Source organism: Arthrobacter sp. 35W, assembly GCF_000482545.1.
Classification (GTDB): Bacteria; Actinomycetota; Actinomycetes; order Actinomycetales; family Micrococcaceae; genus Specibacter.
In genome coordinates this window covers 743,723-764,867 of sequence record NZ_KI519454.1, presented here as the reverse complement: position 1 = coordinate 764,867, position 21,145 = coordinate 743,723, and the positions used below count along the sequence as shown (strand labels likewise).

Sequence of the window (21,145 nt, the reverse complement as noted above, 5' to 3'; positions counted from 1 at the left end):
ATGAACCGGAACTCCGGAGCTGAACCCGACGGGGCGCTCAGCGCGCGGGACATCCGCCGCTACACCTTCAAAGCTTCCCTGGCACGCACCGAGGGCGGCCTGATGGACATCGTCTCCGAGGTCTACACCTATGTCCTGGGCGCTCTGGTGCTCATTGCGATGTCCGGAGCCCTGGTGGCGGGCCTGCGTGCGCAGCTTGGCATCGCCGCCATTGCCGCGGCCCAGGCCGGCCCCGCACTGCTGGCTCCCGAATCGGCCGCGGCCGCCCTGCTGCTGGCGCTGGCCGCCGTCCTGCTCTCCACGGAACTGGCCCTCGGGCCCGTGTCCATGACGCTCCCCCAAATGTCCTGGTGGCTTCCCCTGCCCGTGCGCCGCCATGGCTTCATCGCTCCGGGCTTCTACCGCTCCCTGCTGTGGCCCGCGGCGGCGGCCGCCGCCGTCATGCTCCCGCTGTCCCTGGGGCTGGGCGGGAGCCCGGATCCGGGAAGGGCGGCACTGGCGACAGTGTGCGCCGTGTCCGTCTCCATGCTGCTCTACTCGCTGGCCGGCTGGGCCCAGGCCACCGGCCGGGGCGGCTGGCTCCGCCCGGCGGCGTCGCTGGTGGCAGCCGCCGCTCCGTTGCTGGTGATGGGTGCGGCGCTCTACAACTCCGCCGGCGGCGCGGCGGACCTCGGCTGGCTGCTGTGGCTCCCCACGGGCTGGCCGCTGCTGGTGGCGGAGGGCAATCTGTGGCCGCTGCTGCTGGTGGCCGCCGCCGGCGCAGCCCTGGCCTGGGTGCATGCCCGGCTTGAGCAGATCAGCACCGCCAGCCTGCGGGCCGGGGCCATGGTGGCGGGGCATGTGGGCGGTTCCATCCTCACCATGGACACGGGTGAACTGGCCAGAGCCCTGGGCCCGGCCAGAGAGTCGAAGGGCAGCCGGTGGATCACCGTGCCGATGTTCTTCCGGCATGGCCCGGCGGGCGGATCGGTGCGCGGATCCCTGGCAGCCCGGGCCCGGCGGACGCTGCTGGCCACACACGCGGTCCTGGCCCTGCGCCAGCCGGGCCGATTGCTGCGCGCACTGGTGCTCGCGACACTGCCCGGAACCCTGGCGGCAACACTGCCCGCCGTGGCGGGGGCCTCCGGAGAGCCCGGGGCCGCCACCGCAGTACTGGCGACGGCTCTCCTCTTCTGCGCCCATGCGGCGGTGGTGTCCTTCGGATCCACCGCACGGTTCGCCGCAGGCAACCCCAGTGTGGACGCGCTCCTGCCCCTGTCCGAACGCAGCGTGCGCCGGATCCATTGGCTGGTGCCCGCGGCCGGCATGGTGCTGTGGATGGGGATCGCCTTCACGCTGCTGGATCTGCTGGACACCGGATCGCCGGCCCTGACCCTGCTGGCGCTGCTGGCCGGCCCCGGATTGGGCGCGGCAACCGTCCGGGCCGCGTTCCGGCCCGCGCCCGACTGGACCATGCCCGCCGTCGCCACCGCCGCGGGGCCCGTCCCGGTGGGCGCTGCCCGCAGCTTTTTCGTTGGCCCCGACCTGACAGTCATCACCCTGCTGCCGGTGCTGCTCTGTCTGCTCTCCGGAGGCGTGCCGTGGCAGGCCTATCTGATCCAGCTGGGACTCAGCCTGCTGGCCGTTCTGTGGGGGACGCGGCTGCGGCGCCGAGTCCGTTCAACAGCACAGTAGGTCCAGCCGAACCTCGCCGGCTACATACTGTTTACGCTCTGGCTGCTGTGGTTCGCCTGGCACATCCTGCGCACAAGCCCGGCCGGGGACATTGCGCCCAGGCGCGTGATCCGCGTCATAAATCATCATTTTCAGTAATGCTAAGTCTATTTACATAAATAGCATTGACCGCTCATGTTGGCCCGCATACATTGGCTCTATGTCCAGTGCAGATACCTCAGTTCCACGCCGCGAGCGGACCGGGACTCCCCCGGCCGCCACTGCCACCACCCCCTCCACACCGGGGGCCGGCAGCACCAAGGCGCGCCAGCCGCGCCGGGAGAAGAAGCTCTCCAAATCCGCCATGCTGGCCATCAACTTCGGCTCGGTCGCCGCCGGCGTCGGCCTCTGGGCCCTGCTGGCCGGCATCGGCATCCAAGGCCTGCCCGGCCCCGCCGAGGTGGCCACCCGCGCCGGGGAAATGCTGGCGGACGGCACCCTGCTCGAAAGCATCGGCGCCTCCCTGGGCCGCGTGCTCACCGGCTTCCTGCTGGGCAGCCTGCTGGCCATCCCCGTCGGCTTCCTCATGGGGTGGTACACCGTGGCCCGCGGCATCATCGAGCCCTATGTGCAGTTCTTCCGCACGGTGCCGCCGCTGGCCATCATCCCGCTCGTCATGGTCACTCTGGGCATCGGCGAGGTGCCGCGGATCCTGGTCATCTTCCTGGCCGCCTTCCTCTGCTGCGTGGTCTCGACCTTCCAGGGCGTGGTTGGCGTGGACAAGACCCTCATCAATGCCGCCCGCGTGCTCGGCGCCAACAGCTTCACCGTGTTCCTGCGCGTCGTAGTGCCGGCCTCCTCACCGTTCATCCTGGTGGGCATGCGCATCGGCCTCGGCGCTGCCTGGGCCACGGTGGTGGCCGCCGAACTGCTGGCCGCCCAAAGCGGTCTGGGCTTTCTGATGCAGCAGGCCCAGTTGTTCTACGATCTGCCCACCATTTTCGTCTCCCTCATCTGCATCGGTGTCCTGGGCCTGCTCATGGACCGCATCCTGCTCGCCATCGAAGCCCGCCTGACCCGCTGGCAGGAACGCCGCTAGAGAAGCTAAGGACCCAAGAACCATGACCATCCACACCGACACAGCCATGATCCGCTTCCAGGACCTCCGCCAGGAGTTTGTCCTCGGCAATGAAACCTTCACGGCGCTCGACGGCGTCAACCTGGACATCGCCGACGGCGAGTTCGTCACCGTCGTGGGCCCCTCCGGCTGCGGCAAGTCCACCATGCTCAACGCCGCCGCCGGCCTGCTGGACCCCACCGGCGGCCAGGTGCTGGTGGACAACCGCCCCGTCACGGGCCCGAGCCCGCGCACCGGCGTCATCTTCCAGCAGTACGCCCTGTTCCCCTGGCTGACGGTGCGCAAGAACGTCGAGTTTGGCCTGGAACTAAAGAAGGTCCCCGCCGCCGAACGACGCGTCATCGTTGACCACTACCTGGAACTCGTGGGCCTGACCCGCTTTGCCGAGGCCCTGCCCAAGGAGCTTTCCGGCGGCATGAAGCAGCGCTGCGCCATTGCCCGCGCCTACGCCGTGAACCCGGAAATCCTGCTCATGGACGAGCCCTTCGGCGCCCTCGATGCCCTGACCCGCGTGCACATGCAGGAGCAGCTGCTCGAAACCTGGCTGAAGGAGCGCCGCACCGTCCTCTTCGTCACCCACGACGTCGACGAGGCCGTCTACCTGGCCTCCCGCGTCATCGTCATGGCCGCCCGGCCGGGCCGGATCCACAAGGTCATTCCCGTGGATCTGCCCTACCCGCGCACCGCGGACATCCGGCTGACCGACGAGTACGCCAAGCTCCGTGCCGAGGTCTGGGAGTCCGTCTACCACCAGCCGGCCGCCCACGGGGCCGACGACCAGCACTGAGTTCCACCCGCATTCAGCTCTCTCTTTCCTCCCGTTCGCACCCCCATGTCAGGAGACATCCATGTCCAACGCCCTCTCCCGCCGCAATTTTGTCCACCTGTCCGCGAGCGCTGCAGCCATCGCCATGCTGGCGGCCTGCTCCTCCGGCACGAAGGACGCCGCCAGCGGGGACGCCGCCGCGAAGCCCACCTCCCCCATCAAGGTTGGCTACATTGCCGACTACAACGGCGCGGCTCTGATGGCCGTGGCCGACCAGGAAGGCATCTGGGCCAAGAACGGTCTGAAGCCGGAGTACATCCCCTTCACCAACGGCCCGCTGGCCATCCAGGCCCTGGGCACCTCCAACGTTGACGTTGCCTACATTGGTTCCGGCGCCCTGTGGCTGCCGGCCTCGGGCAAGGCGGAGATCTGGGCGATCAACTCCATCTCCAATGCGGACCGCGTGCTGGCCCAGTCCGGGTTCAACTCGCTGGCCGATCTGAAGGGCAAGAAGGTGGGCGTCCCCGCCGGCACCTCCGGGGACCAGCTGCTGGATCTGGCGCTCAAGCGCGAGGGCCTCAAGCGTGAGGACTTCGAGATCGTCACCATGGACGCCCCCACCACCGTGGCGGCCTTTGCCGCGGGCCAGATCGACGGCGCAGCCCTCTGGTACCCGCTGATCGACACCCTGAAGAAGTCCAAGCCGGACCTGAAGGAGCTGGCCAGCAATGAGGACTTTGTCGATGAGCTGACCTTCCCGAGCTCGTTTGTGGCACAGGCCGGCCGCTCGGCCAAGGATGGCGCGCTGGCGAAGAACTTTGTCGCCGTCGTCAAGGCCGCCAACGACTACCGCCATGACAACCAGGACAAGACCATTGCCGCCACGGCCAAGTTCCTCAAACTCAAGGAAGCGGACATGAAGGCCCAGGCCTCGGTGGCGAAGCTCTTCACCTCTGCCGAACTGGTGGATCTGACCAACAAGGGCACCGTTGACACCTGGTTGAAGGGCCTGCAGGAGCAGTTTGTGGCCGCCGGCAAGATCACCGAGGTCGCCGACCCCAAGAAGTTCTACATGTCCACCGTCTACACCGGCTCCTAAGAGGCTCCCCACTCCATGTCTTCCACCATGTCTTCCGCTTCGCACCAGACCGGCGCCCGCCAGAACATTCTGTTCCTCATGACGGACCAGCAGCGCATCGACACCCTGGGGTGCTACGGCAATACGGCCGGGCATACCCCGCACCTTGATGCGCTGGCGGCCCGGGGCACCACCTTTGACCGGGCCTACACGCCCACGGCCATCTGCACCCCCGCGCGCGCCAGCCTGCTCACCGGCCTGCAGCCGTTTGAGCATGGCCTGCTGGCCAACTATGAATGGAACTCCGGGCATCGGGAGGAACTGCCCGACGGCGTCCCGACGTTCTCCGGCGCCCTCGCCGGCCAGGGCTACCGCCTGGGCCATGTGGGCAAGTGGCATGTGGGCAGGCACCGTGGACCGGATTTCTATGGTTTTGAGGGCGAGCACCTTGCCGGCGCCCTGAACGTCTTTGACCACCCGGACTACACCGCGTGGCTGGCGGAGAACGGCTTCCCGGAGTTCTCCATTTCCGAGCCGATCTACACCACGCGCGGCGACGGCAGCCAGGGCCACCTGATTGCCGGCGTCACCGACCAGCCCACCGAGGCCAGCTTTGAGGCCTATCTGGCGGATTCCACCATCGCCAAACTGCGCGAGTTCGCAGCCGATGGTGGCGGCACCGCGGATGGGCAGCCGTTCTTCCTCTCCTGCCACATCTTCGGACCCCACTTGCCCTACTTGATCCCTAGGAAGTGGTACGACCTGGTGGATCCGGCCGTGGTGGAACTGCCAGGCTCCTTCGCCGAGACGTTCAATGGCAAGCCGCTGGTGCAGCAGACCTATGCGGACTACTGGTCCACGGACTGTTTCAGCACCGAGGAGTGGAAGAAGCTCACGGCCGTGTACTGGGGCTATGTCTCGATGATCGACTTCCAGATCGGCCGCATCCTGGCGGTCCTTCAGGAGCTGGGCCTGACGGACTCGACGGCTGTCATGTTCACCGCGGACCACGGCGAGTTCACGGGCGCCCACCGGCTCAACGACAAGGGCCCGGCCATGTACGAGGACATCTACCGGATCCCGGCGATCCTGGCCGTCCCCGGGGCCACGGGCCGCCACGACGACCACTTTGTGTCGCTGCTGGACTTCACGGCCACCTTCTGCGAGATCGCCGGTGCCGATGCCTCTGGAATCCGCGGGCGCAGCCTGCTGCCACTGGCGGCCGGCGAAGCGGTTGAGGATTGGCGCGAGGACATCCTGTGCGAATTCCACGGGCACCACTTCCCCTATGCCCAGCGCATGCTGCGCAACAAGAGCGTGAAGTACATCGCCAACCCCGAGGGGATCGATGAGTTCTACGACCTTCTTGCCGACCCGCATGAACTGAACAATGTGGTGGACGTCCCCGCCTACCGCAATCACGTGGCCACCATGCGCCGCACCATGTACCGCCAGCTGGTGGCGCGTGGGGACAAGTTTGCCCAGTGGCTCGCCTTCGCCGGCGACATCCCCGAGGCCGAACGCGTCCGCCCTGTTACAGCCGTCGAGCGCTTCATCAGCTGACGGCCCATCCCACCCAAGGATGCCTCCAGTGGTCCACCTTTATCCAGAAAAGGCGTGATGCAGTGAAGAGATTCAAAACTCGGAGCCAGGCTGTGCTCGGTTCCCTGGCAAGCCTGGGGGTTGTGGCGGCGCTGCTGCCGGCCATGCTCGCCCCAGCGGCACCGGCGCAGGCCGCGGCCCCACCCAACCTGGCCCTGGGGGCCACGGCAACGGCGTCGAGCATTGAAACGGCGCTGCCGGGCAACACGGCGGCGATGGCCATCGACGGCCAGTCCGGCACCCGCTGGTCATCCACCTACGTCGATGCCACGTGGCTGCAGATTGAACTGCCGGCTGCCAGCCCCATCGACCATGTCAAACTGGTCTGGCCCAATGCCGCCGCGCGCAAATACGCCCTGCAGACGTCGCTGGATGGCACCAGCTGGACCACGGCCAGGGACATGACGTCCACGACCGGCCCGGGCAGGACCGACGCGCTCGACAATCTGGGGGTCGCCTCCGCGAAGTTCGTCCGCATGCTCGGGGCTACGCGGTGGTCCACCTTTGGCTATTCAATCTCGGAGTTTGAAATCTACGCTGTACCTGCCCCCGTCAAGCCCGCCGGCGTGAATCTGGTGCCCGCACCTGTGGACCTGATGGCTGGCACGGGCACCTTCACCCTGGCCGCCGACAGCCGCATCGTGGCCTCCGGCGCCGCCATGGCCCCGGCCTCGTATCTGGCCCAGATCGCCCGCCGCAGCACCGGATTTGCGCTGCCCATCGTGGACGGTCCGGCCACGTCCAAGGACGTCGAGATCGTCGCCGCCGCCGGCAGCGGCCCCGCTGTCAAGACCGGCGGCTACCTCCTGTCCACCGGTTCCAACGGCGCGAAGATCAGCGCCAACGACGCCGAGGGCGCCCTCAACGGTGTGCAGACCTTGCGCCAGCTGCTCCCGCAGTGGATCGAATCGACGTCGGTGGTTTCCACGGCGTGGACAGCGCCCGGAGTGCAGATCACCGACTACCCCCGCTACCAGCACCGCGGTGTGAGCGTGGATGTCGCCCGGTCGTTCTTCACTGTCGAGAACATCAAGGAGTACATCGACAACGCCGCGCAGTTCAAGATGAACCGCCTGCACCTGCACCTGACGGATGACCAGGGTTGGCGCATCGCCATCGACCAGCCGGCGTCGAACCCCTCCACCATCAACTACGGCGATCTCACCGCCATCGCCGGCGCGACGGCCATGACGTACAACGATGCCGGCGTCCTGATGGGCACCGAGCTGGGCAAGGCCGGCTTCTACACGAAGGACGACTACCGCGAGATTGTCCGCTATGCGGGCGTCAACGGCATGGTGGTGGTCCCCGAGATCGACCTGCCCGGCCACACCAATGCGGCACTGCACTCGATCCCGCAGCTGAACTCCGCCGGTTCCAAGCCCACCCTGGCCGCCGGCGCCACCACTGTTCCGCACAACGGCACGGGCAATGTGGGCTATTCCTCCCTGGATGCCAACAACGCCGCCACCTACGAGTTCACCAAGCATGTTCTGGCCGAAATCGCCGCGATGACGCCGGGCCCGTACGTCCACATGGGCGGCGACGAATCCCACTCCACCTCCCACGATGACTACGTCTCCATGGTCAACCAGATCAGCGGCCAGATCGCAACCACCGGCAAGACGGCCATCGCCTGGAACGAGGCCAGCTCCGCGTCGCTGCCTGCCGGCTCCGTGATCCAGTTCTGGAATGGCAACACGGCCTCCACCGCCGCCACCGTGCTCGCACGGGACCTGAAGGTGATCCTCTCCCCCGCGGCCAACACCTACATCCCGCAGAAACAGGACAACGCCCAGTCAGCGGGCGGAACCTGGGCCTGTGGCGGCCCCTGCACCCTGGCAACCCACTACAACTGGAACCCGGGAACCTACCTTCCCGGTGTGGGCGAGGACCGCGTGCTCGGCGTGGAAACCGTGCAGTGGGGCGAATGGCTCCGCGGCATGGACCAGGTGCAGGAGTACCAATTCCCGCGCCTGCTGGCCACGGCTGAAGTTGGCTGGACCCCGCAGGTCGAGCGCGACTACACCGATTTCAGCAAGCGCGCCGCAGCACTGGGCGGGCGGATGCAGCTGGAAGGCATCAACTACTTCCGCACCGCGGGCCTGGACTGGACGACGTCGGCTCCGGCCCCCGCACTGGACCCCGCTCCGGCGCCGGATTCCAGCCTCACGGGCACCTCGCCCGTGGACCTGCAGATCCCCACCGCTGGCTTCTTCGGCGGCGAGCGGCTCACGGCCCGCAACCTCCCGGCCAATGCCTGGGTGTTCCTATCGGTCCACTCGGACCCGGTGGACATCGGCTGGGTGCGCACCAATGCAGCCGGCGACGCACCGTTCACGGTGCCCGGCACGCTCACCAAGGGCACGCACACGCTGGCCGCCCAGGCCGCGGATGGTTCGGTGCTGGGCTTTGACGACCTGGAGTTTGCGGTCGTCGATGTGCCCACGCCTACTCCCACGGCCACGCCGACGGAAACGGCCACACCCACGGCGACGCCGACGGCCACCGCCACGGCAACAGCCACGGCCACTCCGAGCGCAACGGCCACTCCGTCCGCCACCGCCTCGGCGACGGCGACGGCAACATCCACGCCGTCCGCCACCACCCCGGGCACCGGTTCCTCCGCCGGCTCCCTGAGCACCGGCGCTGCAGCTCCGGGCGAGTCCATGTCGGCCAGCGGAAGCGGCTTCAAGCCGGGCAGCACCGTGGTGTTCACCCTGCACTCGGAGCCGATGGAGCTGGGCCAGGCCGTAGCCGATGCCAACGGCAATGCCTCCCTGGTGTTTGTGCTGCCGGCCGCCGCGGCCCACGGGGACCACCATGTAGTCCTTGAGGGTGTTGACACCAACGGCGCCCCCGCCAGCGTGGCCCTGCCTTTGACCGTCGGCCCGGCTGCCTCCGGCGCCACCACCGAAGGAACCTCCGCGGCCACCACCGGCGCAGCGGCGGACGCAGCCGGCGGACAGCTGTCCAGCACCGGTTTCAACAGCTCGCTGCTGGGAGGTGCACTCCTTCTGGCAGCAGCCGGCGCCGTGGCACTCGCTCTGAACCGCCGCAGCATCCGCAGCCACTAGGAATCTACTGAATTGGCGGGGCCCGGCCCGTGCTTCCCTTCCCTTGGTGGTCGTGGGCATCGAACGGCGGCCGTGGTGGACTGTTTCAGGTCTTCCCGCGGCCGCCCGGGAAGCTGTTCGTGGCGCGGCGGTGGGGCACCGGGCTGCGCCCAATGGCAGATCATGGGCCTGCGCCCCGGCAACGCCCCGGAGGCCGTGATGGACTCCGCCGTCGCCGCCATCGGGTCCATCCACGTGGTGGAGGCCAACCAGCTGGACCTGGTGGCCGGCATTCCGCGGATCACTGTTCGATTCATGGTGGAATCCACCGAGTACACGGCGGAGAATCTGCACGCACTCAATGCCGGGGCAGCGATGCGGCATGCCGTGGAAACGGTGGCCGTGGCGGGGCGGCTGGCCATGTTGCGCCGCAACCGCGGCAAATGGATGCCGCTGCGCTGACTTCGTCCGCCGCTTGAGGCAGGGGCCGCCGTGCTCCGCGCTGTGCCGCGATCGCTGGAACGGAGTGTCGCTGTAGGGGCTGCTTCGGAAGCTCTGGACGGCAGCTACCGCGGAATCCTTACTCAAACATCTGTTCTAATCAGCAAACATGGAATAGAATAAGATCATGAGCGTTCCGGTCGGCAGTTCCGGTGGCGCCGCCACCACGGCAGGGCCGACGATGGCGGAGCAATTGGCCGCGCTGAGGCTCCCCACCCTGCCACCGGCCGCCCCCGGCACCCGTGGCGAAGCCCTTGCCGGCACCCCCGGCGAAGCACGTGGCGCCCTTGGGGCGGTGCGGGCGGACTACGGCGCCTGCGTTGACGCCCTCGCCGAGGTCGCAGCCCTCGAATCCCGGGTAGCGGCCTGCAAGGCCGCCCTGATTGACAGGCTCGCCGCCGCCGGCACCACCGAAGCAGCGGCCCTGGGCTTCGACACCCGGCAGCAGGGCATCGGCGACGCCTCCACCACCGCGGAACTGGCCACCGTGTTGTGCATCCCGGAACGGAGCGCCGCCAACCTGCGGGCCCAGTGCGTGGCGCTCGTACGCGAGCACCCCCACACCCTTCACGCCCTGGGGGCGGGCAGGTTCTCCTGGCAGCACGCCCTCGCCATCCTGGACCAGGCCCTCTCCATCCAGAACGTGCCCGACATGCCCCGGGACGTGGTCGACGCCTTCGAACGCGACCTGGTCGAGGCCGCCTGCGGGGTGACGGTGACCCGGTTCACCGCCGCGGCCAACCGCCGCCGTGAACGCCTGCACCCCGAGAGCATCCAGACCCGGGCCGCGGCGGCGCGTGAGGGCAGGTGCCTGGACCTGCAGCCGGGCCGGGACGGCATGTCCTACCTGGGCCTGTACCTGCCCGCCGAAACGGCCCAGGCCGTGTGGAACCACGCCACCGCCGCCGCCCGCGCCCTGCAGGGCCCCGCGGAGCCGCGCACCCTGGCCCAGCTGCGCCTGGACGTCGCCGCGGCCCTGCTGCTGGGCCTGGAGACGGCCGACGCCAAGGCCGGGCACCCGGCACCCCGGGCCCAGATCCTTCTCACCGTGCCCATCCTGTCCCTGCTGGGCGTCTCCGACGGGCCGGCCGAGCTGGAGGGGTGCGGGCCCGTCCCGGCCTCGATCGCCCGCCGGCTGGCCGCGCAGGCCCCCTCGTTCCAACGCCTGCTCACGGACCCGCACAGCGGGGAGCCGGTGGCGCTCTCACCGGGCACCTACCGGGTCAGCGAGGCCATGCGGGCCTGGCTGCGGGCCAGGGACAGGACCTGCACGTTCCCCGGCTGCACCACCGTCACCGCGGACACCCAGCTGGACCACCTGCTGGCCTGGGAACACGGCGGAAAAACCCGCGAGGACAACCTGGCCAGCGAATGCCCCAAACACCACCTCGTCAAACACCATAAGGACGGGAAGACCCGCACCGGCCCCACAAAGACAAACCCCCAGAAAACAAAACAGGGAGGAAGCGGTCCCGCCGGGCCCGGGATCCGGGGCTGGACACCGCAGATGACCGAGACCGGGCGCCCGGGCTGGACCTCACCCGCCGGCCGCTACTACCCGCCCGAACCGTTGGACACCACCCCGCCCGAGTACCCGCACTGGCTTCAGGACAGCATCACCCGGTCGACGGGCGCCACCGACTACAGCATCCTCGAGCACGCCCTCACCGTACGCCTCACCGGATGACGTGCGGCGGGACGGGCGAGGGACAGGCCGCGGCCGAAGTGAAGTCCGGCGTGGGAGTACCCACCCATCTGGTGCCGGATCCTCCCAGCATCAGGCCAGGCGGCGGCACCAGAAAGGCCGCACTGCCCGACACATTCGTCGGGCAGTGCGGCCTTGGCTGTTTGCGGGAGTGCTACACCCCGGCCGGTTCCAGCTCCTTGCGGGGCGCGGCGCCGTCGTCGGCCACCGGAGCCTCCTCATGCTCCATCAGCGATGATTCGTCGAAGGGCTCCAGTTTGTCCAGCACCCGGGACACCTTCTCGGCGTCGATCTCCTTCACCCAGGTGCCCATCAGCAGCGTGGCCACGGCATTGCCGGTGAAGTTGGTCAGGGCGCGGGCCTCGGACATGAAGCGGTCGATCCCCACGATGAAGGACACTCCGCCCACCAGGTCCGGACGGTGCGCGGCCAGACCGCCGGCCAGCGTGGCCAGCCCGGCACCGGTGACGCCGGCGGCGCCCTTGGAGGCGATGACCATGAACACCAGCAGGCCGATCTGCGCGGCGATGTCCAGCGGCTTGCCCATGGCATTGGCGATGAACAGGGACGCCATGGTCAGGTAGATGGCTGTGCCGTCCAGGTTGAAGGAGTAGCCCATCGGGACGGTGATGCCCACCACCGGCTTGGACACACCAAGGTGCTCCATCTTGGCGATCAGCCGCGGCAGGGCGACGTCGGAGGAGGAGGTGGAGACGATCAGCAGGTACTCACGTCCCAGGTAGCGCATCAGCTTGAAGATGTTCACGCCGGTCACCAGCTTCAGGAGCCCGCCCAGGATCACGACGATGAACAGCGCGCAGGTCAGGTAGAAGGCGAACATCAACAGGGCCAGCGAGCCCACGGCCTTCCAGCCGGTCAGGGCGACGACGGCGGCGATGGCGCCGAACGCACCCACGGGGGCCAGCCACATGATCATCATCAGGATCCGGAACACTACGGCCTGCAGGTGGGCGATGCCGGTCAGCACGGCCTTGCCCGTCTTGCCCAGCCGCTGCAGCGCAAAACCCGTGAGCAGTGCGATCAGCAGCGTCTGCAGTATGTTGCCGGTGGTCAGCGCCGAGAACATCGTGGTGGGGATGATGCCCAGGACGAATTCCTGCGTGCTGCTGGCCTCGGCGGTGGTCTTGTAGACGGCGTCCTGCAGGTGCAGCCCGGCGCCGATCGGCACAAAGTTGCCCACCACCAGCCCGATCGCCAGGGCGAAGGTGGACATCGCGGCGAAGTAGACCAGCACCAATCCACCCACCTTGCCCACGGTGGCGGCCTTGGCGATGGAGCCGATGCCCAGCACGATGGTGCAGAAGATGATGGGGGTGATCATCATCTTGATCAGTGAGATGAACCCGTCACCCAGCGGCTTGAGCTGCGCGGCAAAGCCGTCCTTGCCGGGGAAGAGAAGGCCGACGGCGACGCCGAGCACGACGGCGGCGATGACCGCCAGGTACAGCCAATGGGTCCTGTCCAATCCGCGGCGGCGAACCGGGGCCTGCACTGCTGACTCTCCACGTTGAGAGCTCATGGTCACTCCTATTTTCTGGCTTGGTCCCGGCCCGCTGGGTTGGAACTAGGCTGGTGGGTGCGGTGGTGGTTCCGCTTCTGTTCAACAGTGGCCCCGATTGTGACAAACATCACCCTTGCGGTCATATTGGTCATGGGAAGCCGCGCTGGCACCCGGACAGCAGCAGGAAAGGGTACGACGATGTACTTTTCACGGTGGAGCCTCGCGCGCCGCCTCTTTATGGGCAATCTGCTCTTTGTCCTGGCCGTCACGGCGGTGGTCTCGACAGTGGTGCTGCTGGATGCCCGCGGCCGCACCTACAGCCAGGCGGCCGAGCGGATGCTCTCCATCGCCACCTCCATTGCCGACAGCCCGCTCGTTGAACAGGCGGCGCTCTCCCCCGACCCCTCCGCACTGCTGCAGCCCTACGCGCTGGAGGTGATGGCGGATGCCAGGGCCGATTTCATCACCATCATGGCCCCGGACCGCACCCGCTGGACCCACCCGGATCCGACCCAGCTGGGGAAGCCGTACATCGGCTCCGTGGATGAGGCCCTGGCCGGCCACAGCTACACCGAGACCACCCAGGGGACGCTGGGCCCCTCCGTGCGCGCCATCGTCCCGGTCAAGGATTCCGCCGGCACCGTCGTCGCGATGGTGGCCGCGGGCGTCACCGTCAGCACCCTGGATGTTGCGCTGAACGCCCGCCTGCCCGCCATTGCGGGCATGGCCCTGGCCCTGATGGCGGGCGGCTCCCTGCTCGCCTGGCTGCTGGGCCGGTACCTGCGCCGCGTCACGCTGGGCTGGGGTCCGGAACGGCTGGGCCAGCTCTTTGCCTACTACGAATCGGTGCTGCACAGCGTGCGGGACGGCCTGGTGCTGGTGGATCCGCGCGGGGAACTGGTGATGTACAACGACCAGGCGGCGGCACTGCTGGGCATCGAAGCGCCGACTGATGGGCGGCGGGCTCCCCAGCTGGACACACTGGAGCTGACGCCCAGCCTGGCGGAATTGCTGCGCAGCGGCCGCACCGCCGTCGACGAACTCCATCTGACGCCGACCCGGCTGCTGGTGGTGTCCCAGCACGAGGCCCGCCCACCCGGCGCACCGGCACGCCGGGGCCAGAACAAGGCCGCCGGCACCGTGGCAACGCTGCAGGACCACACGGCCCTGAAGGCACTCGACGACGAACTGCGCTCCTCCAAGACGCTCACCGATGCCCTGCGCGCCCAGACCCATGAGCACGCCAATCGGATCCACACGCTGGTCTCCCTGCTGGAACTGGGCCGCACCCAGGAAGCCCTGGACTTTGCCACGGCTGATCTGGCCCTGAGCCAGCGCCTGGCGGACAACGTGCTCAACGGCGTCGACGAGCCTGTGGCCAGCGCCCTGCTGATGGGCAAGATCTCCCAGGCCTCCGAGCGCGGCATCGACCTCCGCGTCAACGTCGACGCCGGCGTCCATGCACAGCCGCCCGGGGGCGCCCTGGGCGCCCACGACATGGTCACCATTTTGGGCAATCTCATCGACAATGCACTCGATGCGGCGGCGGCAGGCACCGCACCACGCTGGGTGGAGGTGTCCATCGGCCATCAAGCGCAGGCCCTGGTGCTGACCGTGGCGGACAGTGGCGGCGGGCTGGACTCCGACGCCGCCGGGCGGCTGCTCCGGCTGGGGTACACCACCAAGGGCGACGGCGGCTACGGCCACGGCATCGGTCTGGCACTCGTCCACCAAACGGTCCAGCATCTGGGCGGCACCCTGTCCATGGAAAGCAGCCCGGGCGCCGTCTTCACCGTGGTGCTGCCCGACCCATCCGCCGGTTCCACCGCAAGGCCCGGCCCTTCATCTGCACAGGAGCCCTTTGATGAGTACTGAACCCGCCGGCGATCCAGCCATCCGCGTCCTGGTGGTGGACGATGAGCCCATTGCCGCCGACGCCCACGCCGCCTACGTCCGGCGGATGGAGGGATTCGCCCTGGCCGCTGTGGCCCACGACGGCCAAGGCACGCTGCATGCGCTCAAGGATGCCGCAGCAGCAGGAGCCCCCATCCAGCTGATCCTGCTGGACATGAACCTGCCGGATCTGCACGGCCTGGACGTCAGCCGCCGCATCCGCAGTGCCGGCTACGGGGTGGACATCATTGCCATCACCGCTGTGCGCGAACTGGCCATTGTCCGCGGCGCCGTCAGCGCCGGGATCGTCCAATACCTGATCAAGCCCTTCACCTTTGCCGCCTTTGCCGAGAAGCTGGCCAACTACCGCCAGTTCCGCCGGCAATTGGAAAGCCAGGGGCAGCCGGCGTCCCAGAGCGACGTCGATTCGGCCTTTGCCAGCCTGCGCACCCCCGGCGAGACTCCCCTGCCGAAGGGGCTGTCCCAGGATTCACTGGACTCCGTCGCCGCCCTGCTGCGCAGCGGCGGGCGGCCGGTGTCGGCCACCGAGGCCATGGCGGAACTGGGCATGTCCCGGGTGACGGCACGCCGGTACCTCGAGTTCCTCGCCGAGTCCGGCAAGGCCCGAAGGGCCTCGCGCTACGGCACCGGAGGGCGCCCGGAAAGCGAGTACCACTGGATTGGCTGAGCCCTCCGGTGGTGCGTGTCGCGTCCCCTTGTAGGCCTCCTCCTCTGCCACGCTGGTTGAAATTGACAATTACGTCACACTGATTTGACGTAAAGGTAATCCTAAGTAAGGTTAGCCTGTGCTCTTTTCGAGCGCCACTACTACCGACAGCAAGGATTCCCCAGTGACACCGCTGCCCCCTGTACACGATCTGACAGACCCCACTTCCGAGTTCAGCACCGGCGTGGAACGCGCCCTTGCCGCCACGGGATATTTGTTCAACTCCGCCAACAGCGCCCGCTACGTTGCCGATGTCCTCCAAAGCGTGAATCTGGTGGCCACCACCGTGGCCCGCACCACCGCCCCCTTCACCGGCGCCACCCCGGCCGAGCTCCGGGCGCGCGTGGCCGCCGTCGATCTTGACACTCCTTTGGCGGACACCACTGCCGCCCTGGCGGAGCTTGAACCCATCTATCTGCGCGACGCCGTCTACTTCCATGACAGCCGCTACGCCGCACACCTGAACTGCCCCGTCGTCATCCCCGCCCTGGCGGGCGAGGCCGTGCTGTCAGCCATCAATTCCTCCCTCGACACCTGGGACCAGAGTGCCGGTGCCACGATGATCGAACGGCGCCTCATCGACTGGACCGCCGAACGGTTGGGCCTGGGTCCGGACAGCGACGGCGTCTTCACCAGCGGCGGCACGCAGTCGAACCTGCAGGCCATGCTCATCGCCCGAAACCACGCCGTGTCCCGGCTCCGGCTGGATCCGGACGCCGCGGGCAAGCGGTTGCCCGCCCTACTGGACACGCTGCGCATCTTCACCTCCGAGGCCAGCCATTTCAGCATCAGCAAGTCCGCCTCGATGCTGGGCCTGGGCTACGACGCCGTCGTCAGCATCCCCACCGACGCGGACCGCCGGATGGACACCACGGCGCTGGCCGCGGAACTGGCCATCTGCCAGGCCGAGGGTCTGGTGCCCATGGCCATTGTCGCTACGGCCGGTACCACCGATTTCGGCAGCATCGACCCGCTGCGCGAACTGGCGGCGCTAAGCCGCGCCTACGGCAGCTGGTTCCATGTCGACGCCGCCTATGGTGGCGGTCTGGCCGTGTCCAACCGCCACCGGCACCTGATCGACGGCGTCGAGCTGGCGGATTCCGTCACCATCGACTTCCACAAGACCTTCTTCCAGCCGGTCTCCTCCAGCGCCATCCTGGTCCGCCACGGCGCCACCCTGGGGCATGTCACCTACTACGCGGACTACCTCAACCCCGAAAGCGCCGCCAGGGCCGACATACCCAACCAGGTGGACAAGAGCATCCAGACCACCCGCCGCTTCGACGCGCTCAAGCTCTGGCTGACGCTGCGCACCATGGGCGCCGAGGGCATCGGCGCCCTGCTGGACGAGGTCATCGATCTGGCCGCGCGGGCCGGCGGCCTGCTGGCGGCGGACGAGGACTTTGAGCTCGCTGCGGACCCGGCGCTGAGCACCCTGGTGTTCCGCTACAAGCCCGCCTGCATGGACGACGACGAGGCCGATGACATCAACCCGCGCATCCGCGCCGCGGTGTTTGCCTCCGGCGAGGCGGTGGTGGCCGGCACCAAGGTGGACGGCCGGCACTACCTGAAGTTCACCCTGCTCAATGCCAACACAACCCTGGGCGACCTGCGGGCGATCATCGATCTGCTGCGGCGCACCGGCGCCTCGCTCCGCGCCGCCACAGCGCTTTCAGGCTCTGCCGTTTCCACCTCGGCTGTCTCCGGCGGTGCGGCATGAGCGCCGGCACGGCAGGCGGCGAGCGCATCTTTGACATTGCCGGCATCGGCGTGGGGCCCTTCAACCTCGGACTGGCCGCGCTGACGGCGCCATTGGAGGAGCTTGACGCCGTCTTCCTGGAACGGCGGGACGGCTTTGACTGGCACCCGGGCATGATGCTCGAATCGGCGCACCTGCAGGTGCCGTTCATGGCCGATCTGGTGACCATGGCGGACCCCACCTCGCCGTACTCCTTCCTGAACTTCCTCAAGGAAACCGGCCGCCTGTACCCGTTCTACATCCGGGAAAACTTCTACCCGCTGCGAGCGGAGTACAACGCCTACTGCCAGTGGGTGGCCGGCCAGCTGCCGCAGGTGCACTTCGGCATGGAGGTGCGGTCCATTGACTACCACGACGGCGTCTACACCGTCCACAGCCAGGGGCCGGAAGGTCCCCGGCGTGTGAGGGCCCGCAATCTGGTCCTCGGAACCGGCACGGCCCCCTACGTTCCCGCCGCTGCGGCGGGCGTGCTGGCGGCCGGCGGCGTGGTGCTGCACAACGCCGACTATCTGGCCCGCAAGGCCGAGCTCCAGCGCCAGCCCAGCATCACCATTGTGGGCAGCGGCCAAAGCGCCGCGGAGATCTACTACGATCTGCTGTCCGAGATCGACGTCCACGGCTACCAGCTCAACTGGGTGACGCGCTCCGGCCGTTTCTTCCCGTTGGAGTACACCAAACTGACGCTGGAGATGACCTCGCCCGAATACGTCGACTATTTCCATGCCCTGCCGGCGCAGACCCGGGACCGGTTGAACGCGGGCCAGAAGAATCTGTACAAGGGCATCGACGAGGCCCTGATCAACGACATCTACGATCTGCTCTATGCCAAGAGCCTGGCCGGTCCGGTGCCCACCACCCTGTTGACCCATGCGGCCCTCACCGGCGCCGAGTACAGCCCGGCCGAGGGGATGCACCGGCTCTCGCTGCGCCACGCGGAGCTGGCGGAGGATTTCACCCTGGACAGCGCCGCCGTCGTGCTGGCCACCGGGTACACCTACCGGGAGCCGGCCTTCCTGGCCGGCATTGCGGACCGCATCCGCCGCGATGCCCAGGGCAGGTTCGACGTCGATCGGAACTATGGCATCGGCACGGCCGGGGACATTTTTGTCCAGAACGCCGAGCTGCACACCCACGGCTTTGCCACACCGGATCTGGGCATGGCCGCCTACCGCAACTCGGCCATCATCAGAGCGGTCGGCGGCGCGGAGGTCTACCCCGTGGAGCGCAGCATCGCCTTTCAGCAGTTCGGCGTACCGGCCCGGGTGGAGGTGATGGCATGAGCTTCACCTTCCGGGCCGTCGATCCCGCCGGCGACGCAGGGCTGCTGCACAGCTGGGTGGTCCAGGATTATGCACGGTTCTGGGGCATGGGCTCCGCCACCGTGGCCGACGTCGAACGCGAATATGCACAAATCCAGGCCAGCGGCCACCACCAGGCACGGCTGGGCCTTGACGAGGGGACGCCGGCGTTCCTGATGGAACGCTACGACCCTGCCCAGTCACCGTTGGCCGGGCTTTATGACGGGCGTCCGTCGGATGTCGGCATGCACCTGCTGGTCTCCCCTCCGGATGTGCCCCGCCCTGGATACACCACCGCCGTCATGGCGGCAGTGCTGGCGGAGCTCTTCACCGACCCGGGCGTCGACCGCGTGGTGGTGGAACCGGACTCCGCCAACCTGAAGATCCATGCGCTCAATGAACGACTGGGCTTCCGCAAACACTCCCTCATCCAGCTGCCGGACAAGGAGGCCAGGCTGAGCCTGTGCACCCGGGGGCAGTTCGACGGCGCCCGCCGCCTGCTGGCCGGACACCGGTTGGCCGCAATCCCCACCGCCGCACCACTGGAAGGATCTCCCGCATGAGCGCCACCACCATCGACTCCCCCGCCGCCGTGGCAACCGCCCCGGCCGGAGCCGTCGCCCACCTCACCCCCGCCCGCTGGGCCGCCGCCAACCGGCACCTGGTGCGCAAGGCACTTGCCGAGTTCTCGCACGAGCGCCTGCTCACCCCGCAGCGGGTGGGCGCACCTGCCCCCGCCGGCCAGGCTCTCCCCAGCGGCGGGCCTGCGGAGTACCGGCTGGCGGACGACGGCGGCACCGTCGAGTACCGTTTCAGCGCACGGCTGCTGCAGCTTGACCACTGGGCCATCGACCCGGAGTCGATCCGCAAGATGGATCTCGGCGGCCGGGACCTTCCCGTGGATGCACTGGACTTCATTGCCGAGTTCCGTGGGTCGCTGGGCATTGACGCCGCCATGCTGCCCGTCTACCTGGAGGAGGTCTCCAGCACCCTGGCGAGCCATGCCTACAAGCAGGCCGCCGGCGCCCCGGATTCGGAGCTGCTGGCCGCCGGCCCGAGCGGCGGGGCGGATCCTGCCGCAGACTTCCAGCTGGTGGAACGGTCCATGACGGAGGGCCACCCGTGCTTTGTCGCCAACAACGGCCGGCTCGGGTTCGGCATCCACGACTATCGGGCCTTCGCCCCGGAGACGGGTGCACCCGTCCAGATCCAGTGGCTGGCGGTGCACAGCAGCAAGGCCGTCTTCACCGCGAGCGCCGGTCTGGGCTACCGGGCCCATCTTGAGGCGGAGCTGGGCGCCGCCGTCCTGGCATCCTTCGATGCCCTGCTGTGTTCCCGGGGTCTGGCCCCGGCGGACTACCTGCTGATGCCTGTGCATCCCTGGCAGTGGGAGAACAAGATCGCCGTCACCTTCGCCGCCGAGATCGCCGCCCGCCACATCGTCCATCTGGGGGCCGGGCAGGACCTCTACCAGGCACAGCAGTCCATCCGGACCTTTTTCAACAACTCGGCCCCGGCCAAGTGCTACGTCAAGACGGCCATGTCTGTGCTGAACATGGGGTTCATGCGGGGTCTCTCGCCCCAATACATGAAGGCCACCCCGGCCATCAACGATTGGCTCTACGAGCTGATCAATGCCGACAGCACCCTGGGGCACCACGGACTGGCCATGCTGCGCGAAAGCGCCGCCATTGGCTACCACAACGCCTACTACGAGAACGCCTCGGAGCATGGCTCCCCCTACCGCAAGATGCTCTCCGCCCTGTGGCGGGAAAGCCCACTGCCGCTGCTCAAGGAGGGGCAGCAGCTGGCCACCATGGCCTCCCTGCTGCATGTGGACGCCGACGGCGTTCCGTTGGCCTCGGCGCTCATCCGCCGCTCGCGGCTGGGCGCGGCCGAGTGGCTGCGCCGCTACCTGCACGCCTACCTGGTGCCGGTGGTCCACTGCCTCTACCGCTACGAACTGGCCTTCATGCCCCATGGGGAGAACGTCATCCTGGTGCTGGAGGACGGTGTGCCGGTGCGGGCCATCATGAAGGACATCGGCGAGGAGATCGTCCTGATGGGAGATCTCGTGGCGGTGCCTCAGGAGATCGCCCGGATCAAGGCGGAGATCCCCGAGTCCGAGATGGTGCTGGCCATCTTCACAGATGTCTTCGACTGCATCTTCCGGTTCCTGGCCGCGATTCTGGTGGAGGACGGACAGCTGGACGAGGACACCTTCTGGGCCACCGTGGCAGCCGCCATCCACGGCTACCAGCAGGACCATCCGGAATTGGCCGATGCCTTCGACAGGCATGATCTCTTTGCCGCCGATTTCGATCTGTCCTGCCTGAACCGCCTGCAGCTGCGCAACAACGCGAACATGCTGGATCTGGCGGACCCCTCCGGCGGGCTGGCCATGGCGGGCAAGCTGGCCAACCCGCTGGCCGCGTTCCGCTGACGGA

The 21,145-nt window shown here is 68.1% G+C and carries 15 protein-coding genes; 14 read left to right on the top strand and 1 reads right to left on the bottom strand.

The genetic code is table 11. The features are described from left to right. From K254_RS0103235 to K254_RS21505, 8 genes are all read left to right on the top strand, one after another. On the top strand, nt 1-1,674 hold the full coding sequence (locus tag K254_RS0103235; RefSeq protein WP_026554168.1) for a DUF6297 family protein: 1,674 nt from the start codon (nt 1-3) through the stop codon (nt 1,672-1,674). Between the two features lie 199 nt (nt 1,675-1,873). Beyond that, entirely contained in the window at nt 1,874-2,752 is an 879-nt protein-coding gene (locus K254_RS0103225) for an ABC transporter permease (protein ID WP_026554167.1), read from the top strand. Between the two features lie 22 nt (nt 2,753-2,774). Beyond that, nucleotides 2,775-3,578: an ABC transporter ATP-binding protein gene (locus tag K254_RS0103220; protein ID WP_026554166.1), complete on the top strand. Its 804-nt coding sequence runs from the start codon at nt 2,775-2,777 to the stop codon at nt 3,576-3,578. Nucleotides 3,579-3,639: 61 nt separating this feature from the next. Then, complete coding sequence (locus K254_RS0103215; protein ID WP_026554165.1) at nt 3,640-4,656, top strand: aliphatic sulfonate ABC transporter substrate-binding protein; 1,017 nt, start codon at nt 3,640-3,642, stop codon at nt 4,654-4,656. 27 nt (nt 4,657-4,683) lie between these two features. Next, the gene (locus tag K254_RS0103210; protein ID WP_051389125.1) at nt 4,684-6,198 is read left to right on the top strand and encodes a sulfatase-like hydrolase/transferase; all 1,515 of its coding nucleotides are present in this window, start codon (nt 4,684-4,686) and stop codon (nt 6,196-6,198) included. Nucleotides 6,199-6,260: 62 nt separating this feature from the next. Beyond that, nucleotides 6,261-9,314 carry a family 20 glycosylhydrolase gene (locus tag K254_RS24705; protein ID WP_155848439.1) on the top strand — a complete coding sequence of 1,018 codons (3,054 nt, stop codon included), beginning with the start codon at nt 6,261-6,263 and terminating at the stop codon, nt 9,312-9,314. Between the two features lie 162 nt (nt 9,315-9,476). Next, nucleotides 9,477-9,755 carry a hypothetical protein gene (locus K254_RS0103200; protein WP_035748946.1) on the top strand — a complete coding sequence of 93 codons (279 nt, stop codon included), beginning with the start codon at nt 9,477-9,479 and terminating at the stop codon, nt 9,753-9,755. 166 nt (nt 9,756-9,921) lie between these two features. Further along, nucleotides 9,922-11,481, top strand: coding sequence for an HNH endonuclease signature motif containing protein (locus K254_RS21505; protein WP_051388745.1), 1,560 nt, complete (start codon nt 9,922-9,924; stop codon nt 11,479-11,481). Between the two features lie 172 nt (nt 11,482-11,653). Here K254_RS21505 and K254_RS0103190 read toward each other — a convergent pair whose 3' ends face one another. Then, nucleotides 11,654-13,039 (bottom strand): cation:dicarboxylate symporter family transporter, encoded by a 1,386-nt coding sequence (locus tag K254_RS0103190; protein WP_026554162.1) that lies wholly within the window; start codon nt 13,037-13,039, stop codon nt 11,654-11,656. A 180-nt stretch (nt 13,040-13,219) separates the two neighbouring features. On the opposite strand from K254_RS0103190, the gene K254_RS21500 reads away from it, so the two are divergent. From K254_RS21500 to K254_RS0103160, 6 genes are all read left to right on the top strand, one after another. Next, nucleotides 13,220-14,896 (top strand): sensor histidine kinase, encoded by a 1,677-nt coding sequence (locus K254_RS21500; protein ID WP_051388743.1) that lies wholly within the window; start codon nt 13,220-13,222, stop codon nt 14,894-14,896. Further along, nucleotides 14,886-15,602 (top strand): response regulator, encoded by a 717-nt coding sequence (locus K254_RS0103180; protein WP_035748944.1) that lies wholly within the window; start codon nt 14,886-14,888, stop codon nt 15,600-15,602. Before K254_RS21500 ends, K254_RS0103180 begins: the two co-directional genes overlap by 11 nt. A 163-nt stretch (nt 15,603-15,765) precedes the next feature. Beyond that, nucleotides 15,766-17,361, top strand: coding sequence for a pyridoxal phosphate-dependent decarboxylase family protein (locus K254_RS21495; RefSeq protein WP_269208997.1), 1,596 nt, complete (start codon nt 15,766-15,768; stop codon nt 17,359-17,361). After that, nucleotides 17,358-18,680 (top strand): lysine N(6)-hydroxylase/L-ornithine N(5)-oxygenase family protein, encoded by a 1,323-nt coding sequence (locus K254_RS0103170; protein ID WP_026554160.1) that lies wholly within the window; start codon nt 17,358-17,360, stop codon nt 18,678-18,680. Before K254_RS21495 ends, K254_RS0103170 begins: the two co-directional genes overlap by 4 nt. Further along, a complete protein-coding gene (locus K254_RS21490; protein WP_051388741.1) occupies nt 18,677-19,261 on the top strand; it encodes a GNAT family N-acetyltransferase in 585 nt (194 codons plus the stop codon). The genes K254_RS0103170 and K254_RS21490 overlap by 4 nt, the downstream gene beginning before the upstream one ends. After that, a complete protein-coding gene (locus K254_RS0103160; protein WP_051388739.1) occupies nt 19,258-21,141 on the top strand; it encodes an IucA/IucC family protein in 1,884 nt (627 codons plus the stop codon). Before K254_RS21490 ends, K254_RS0103160 begins: the two co-directional genes overlap by 4 nt. Nucleotides 21,142-21,145 lie beyond the last annotated feature (4 nt).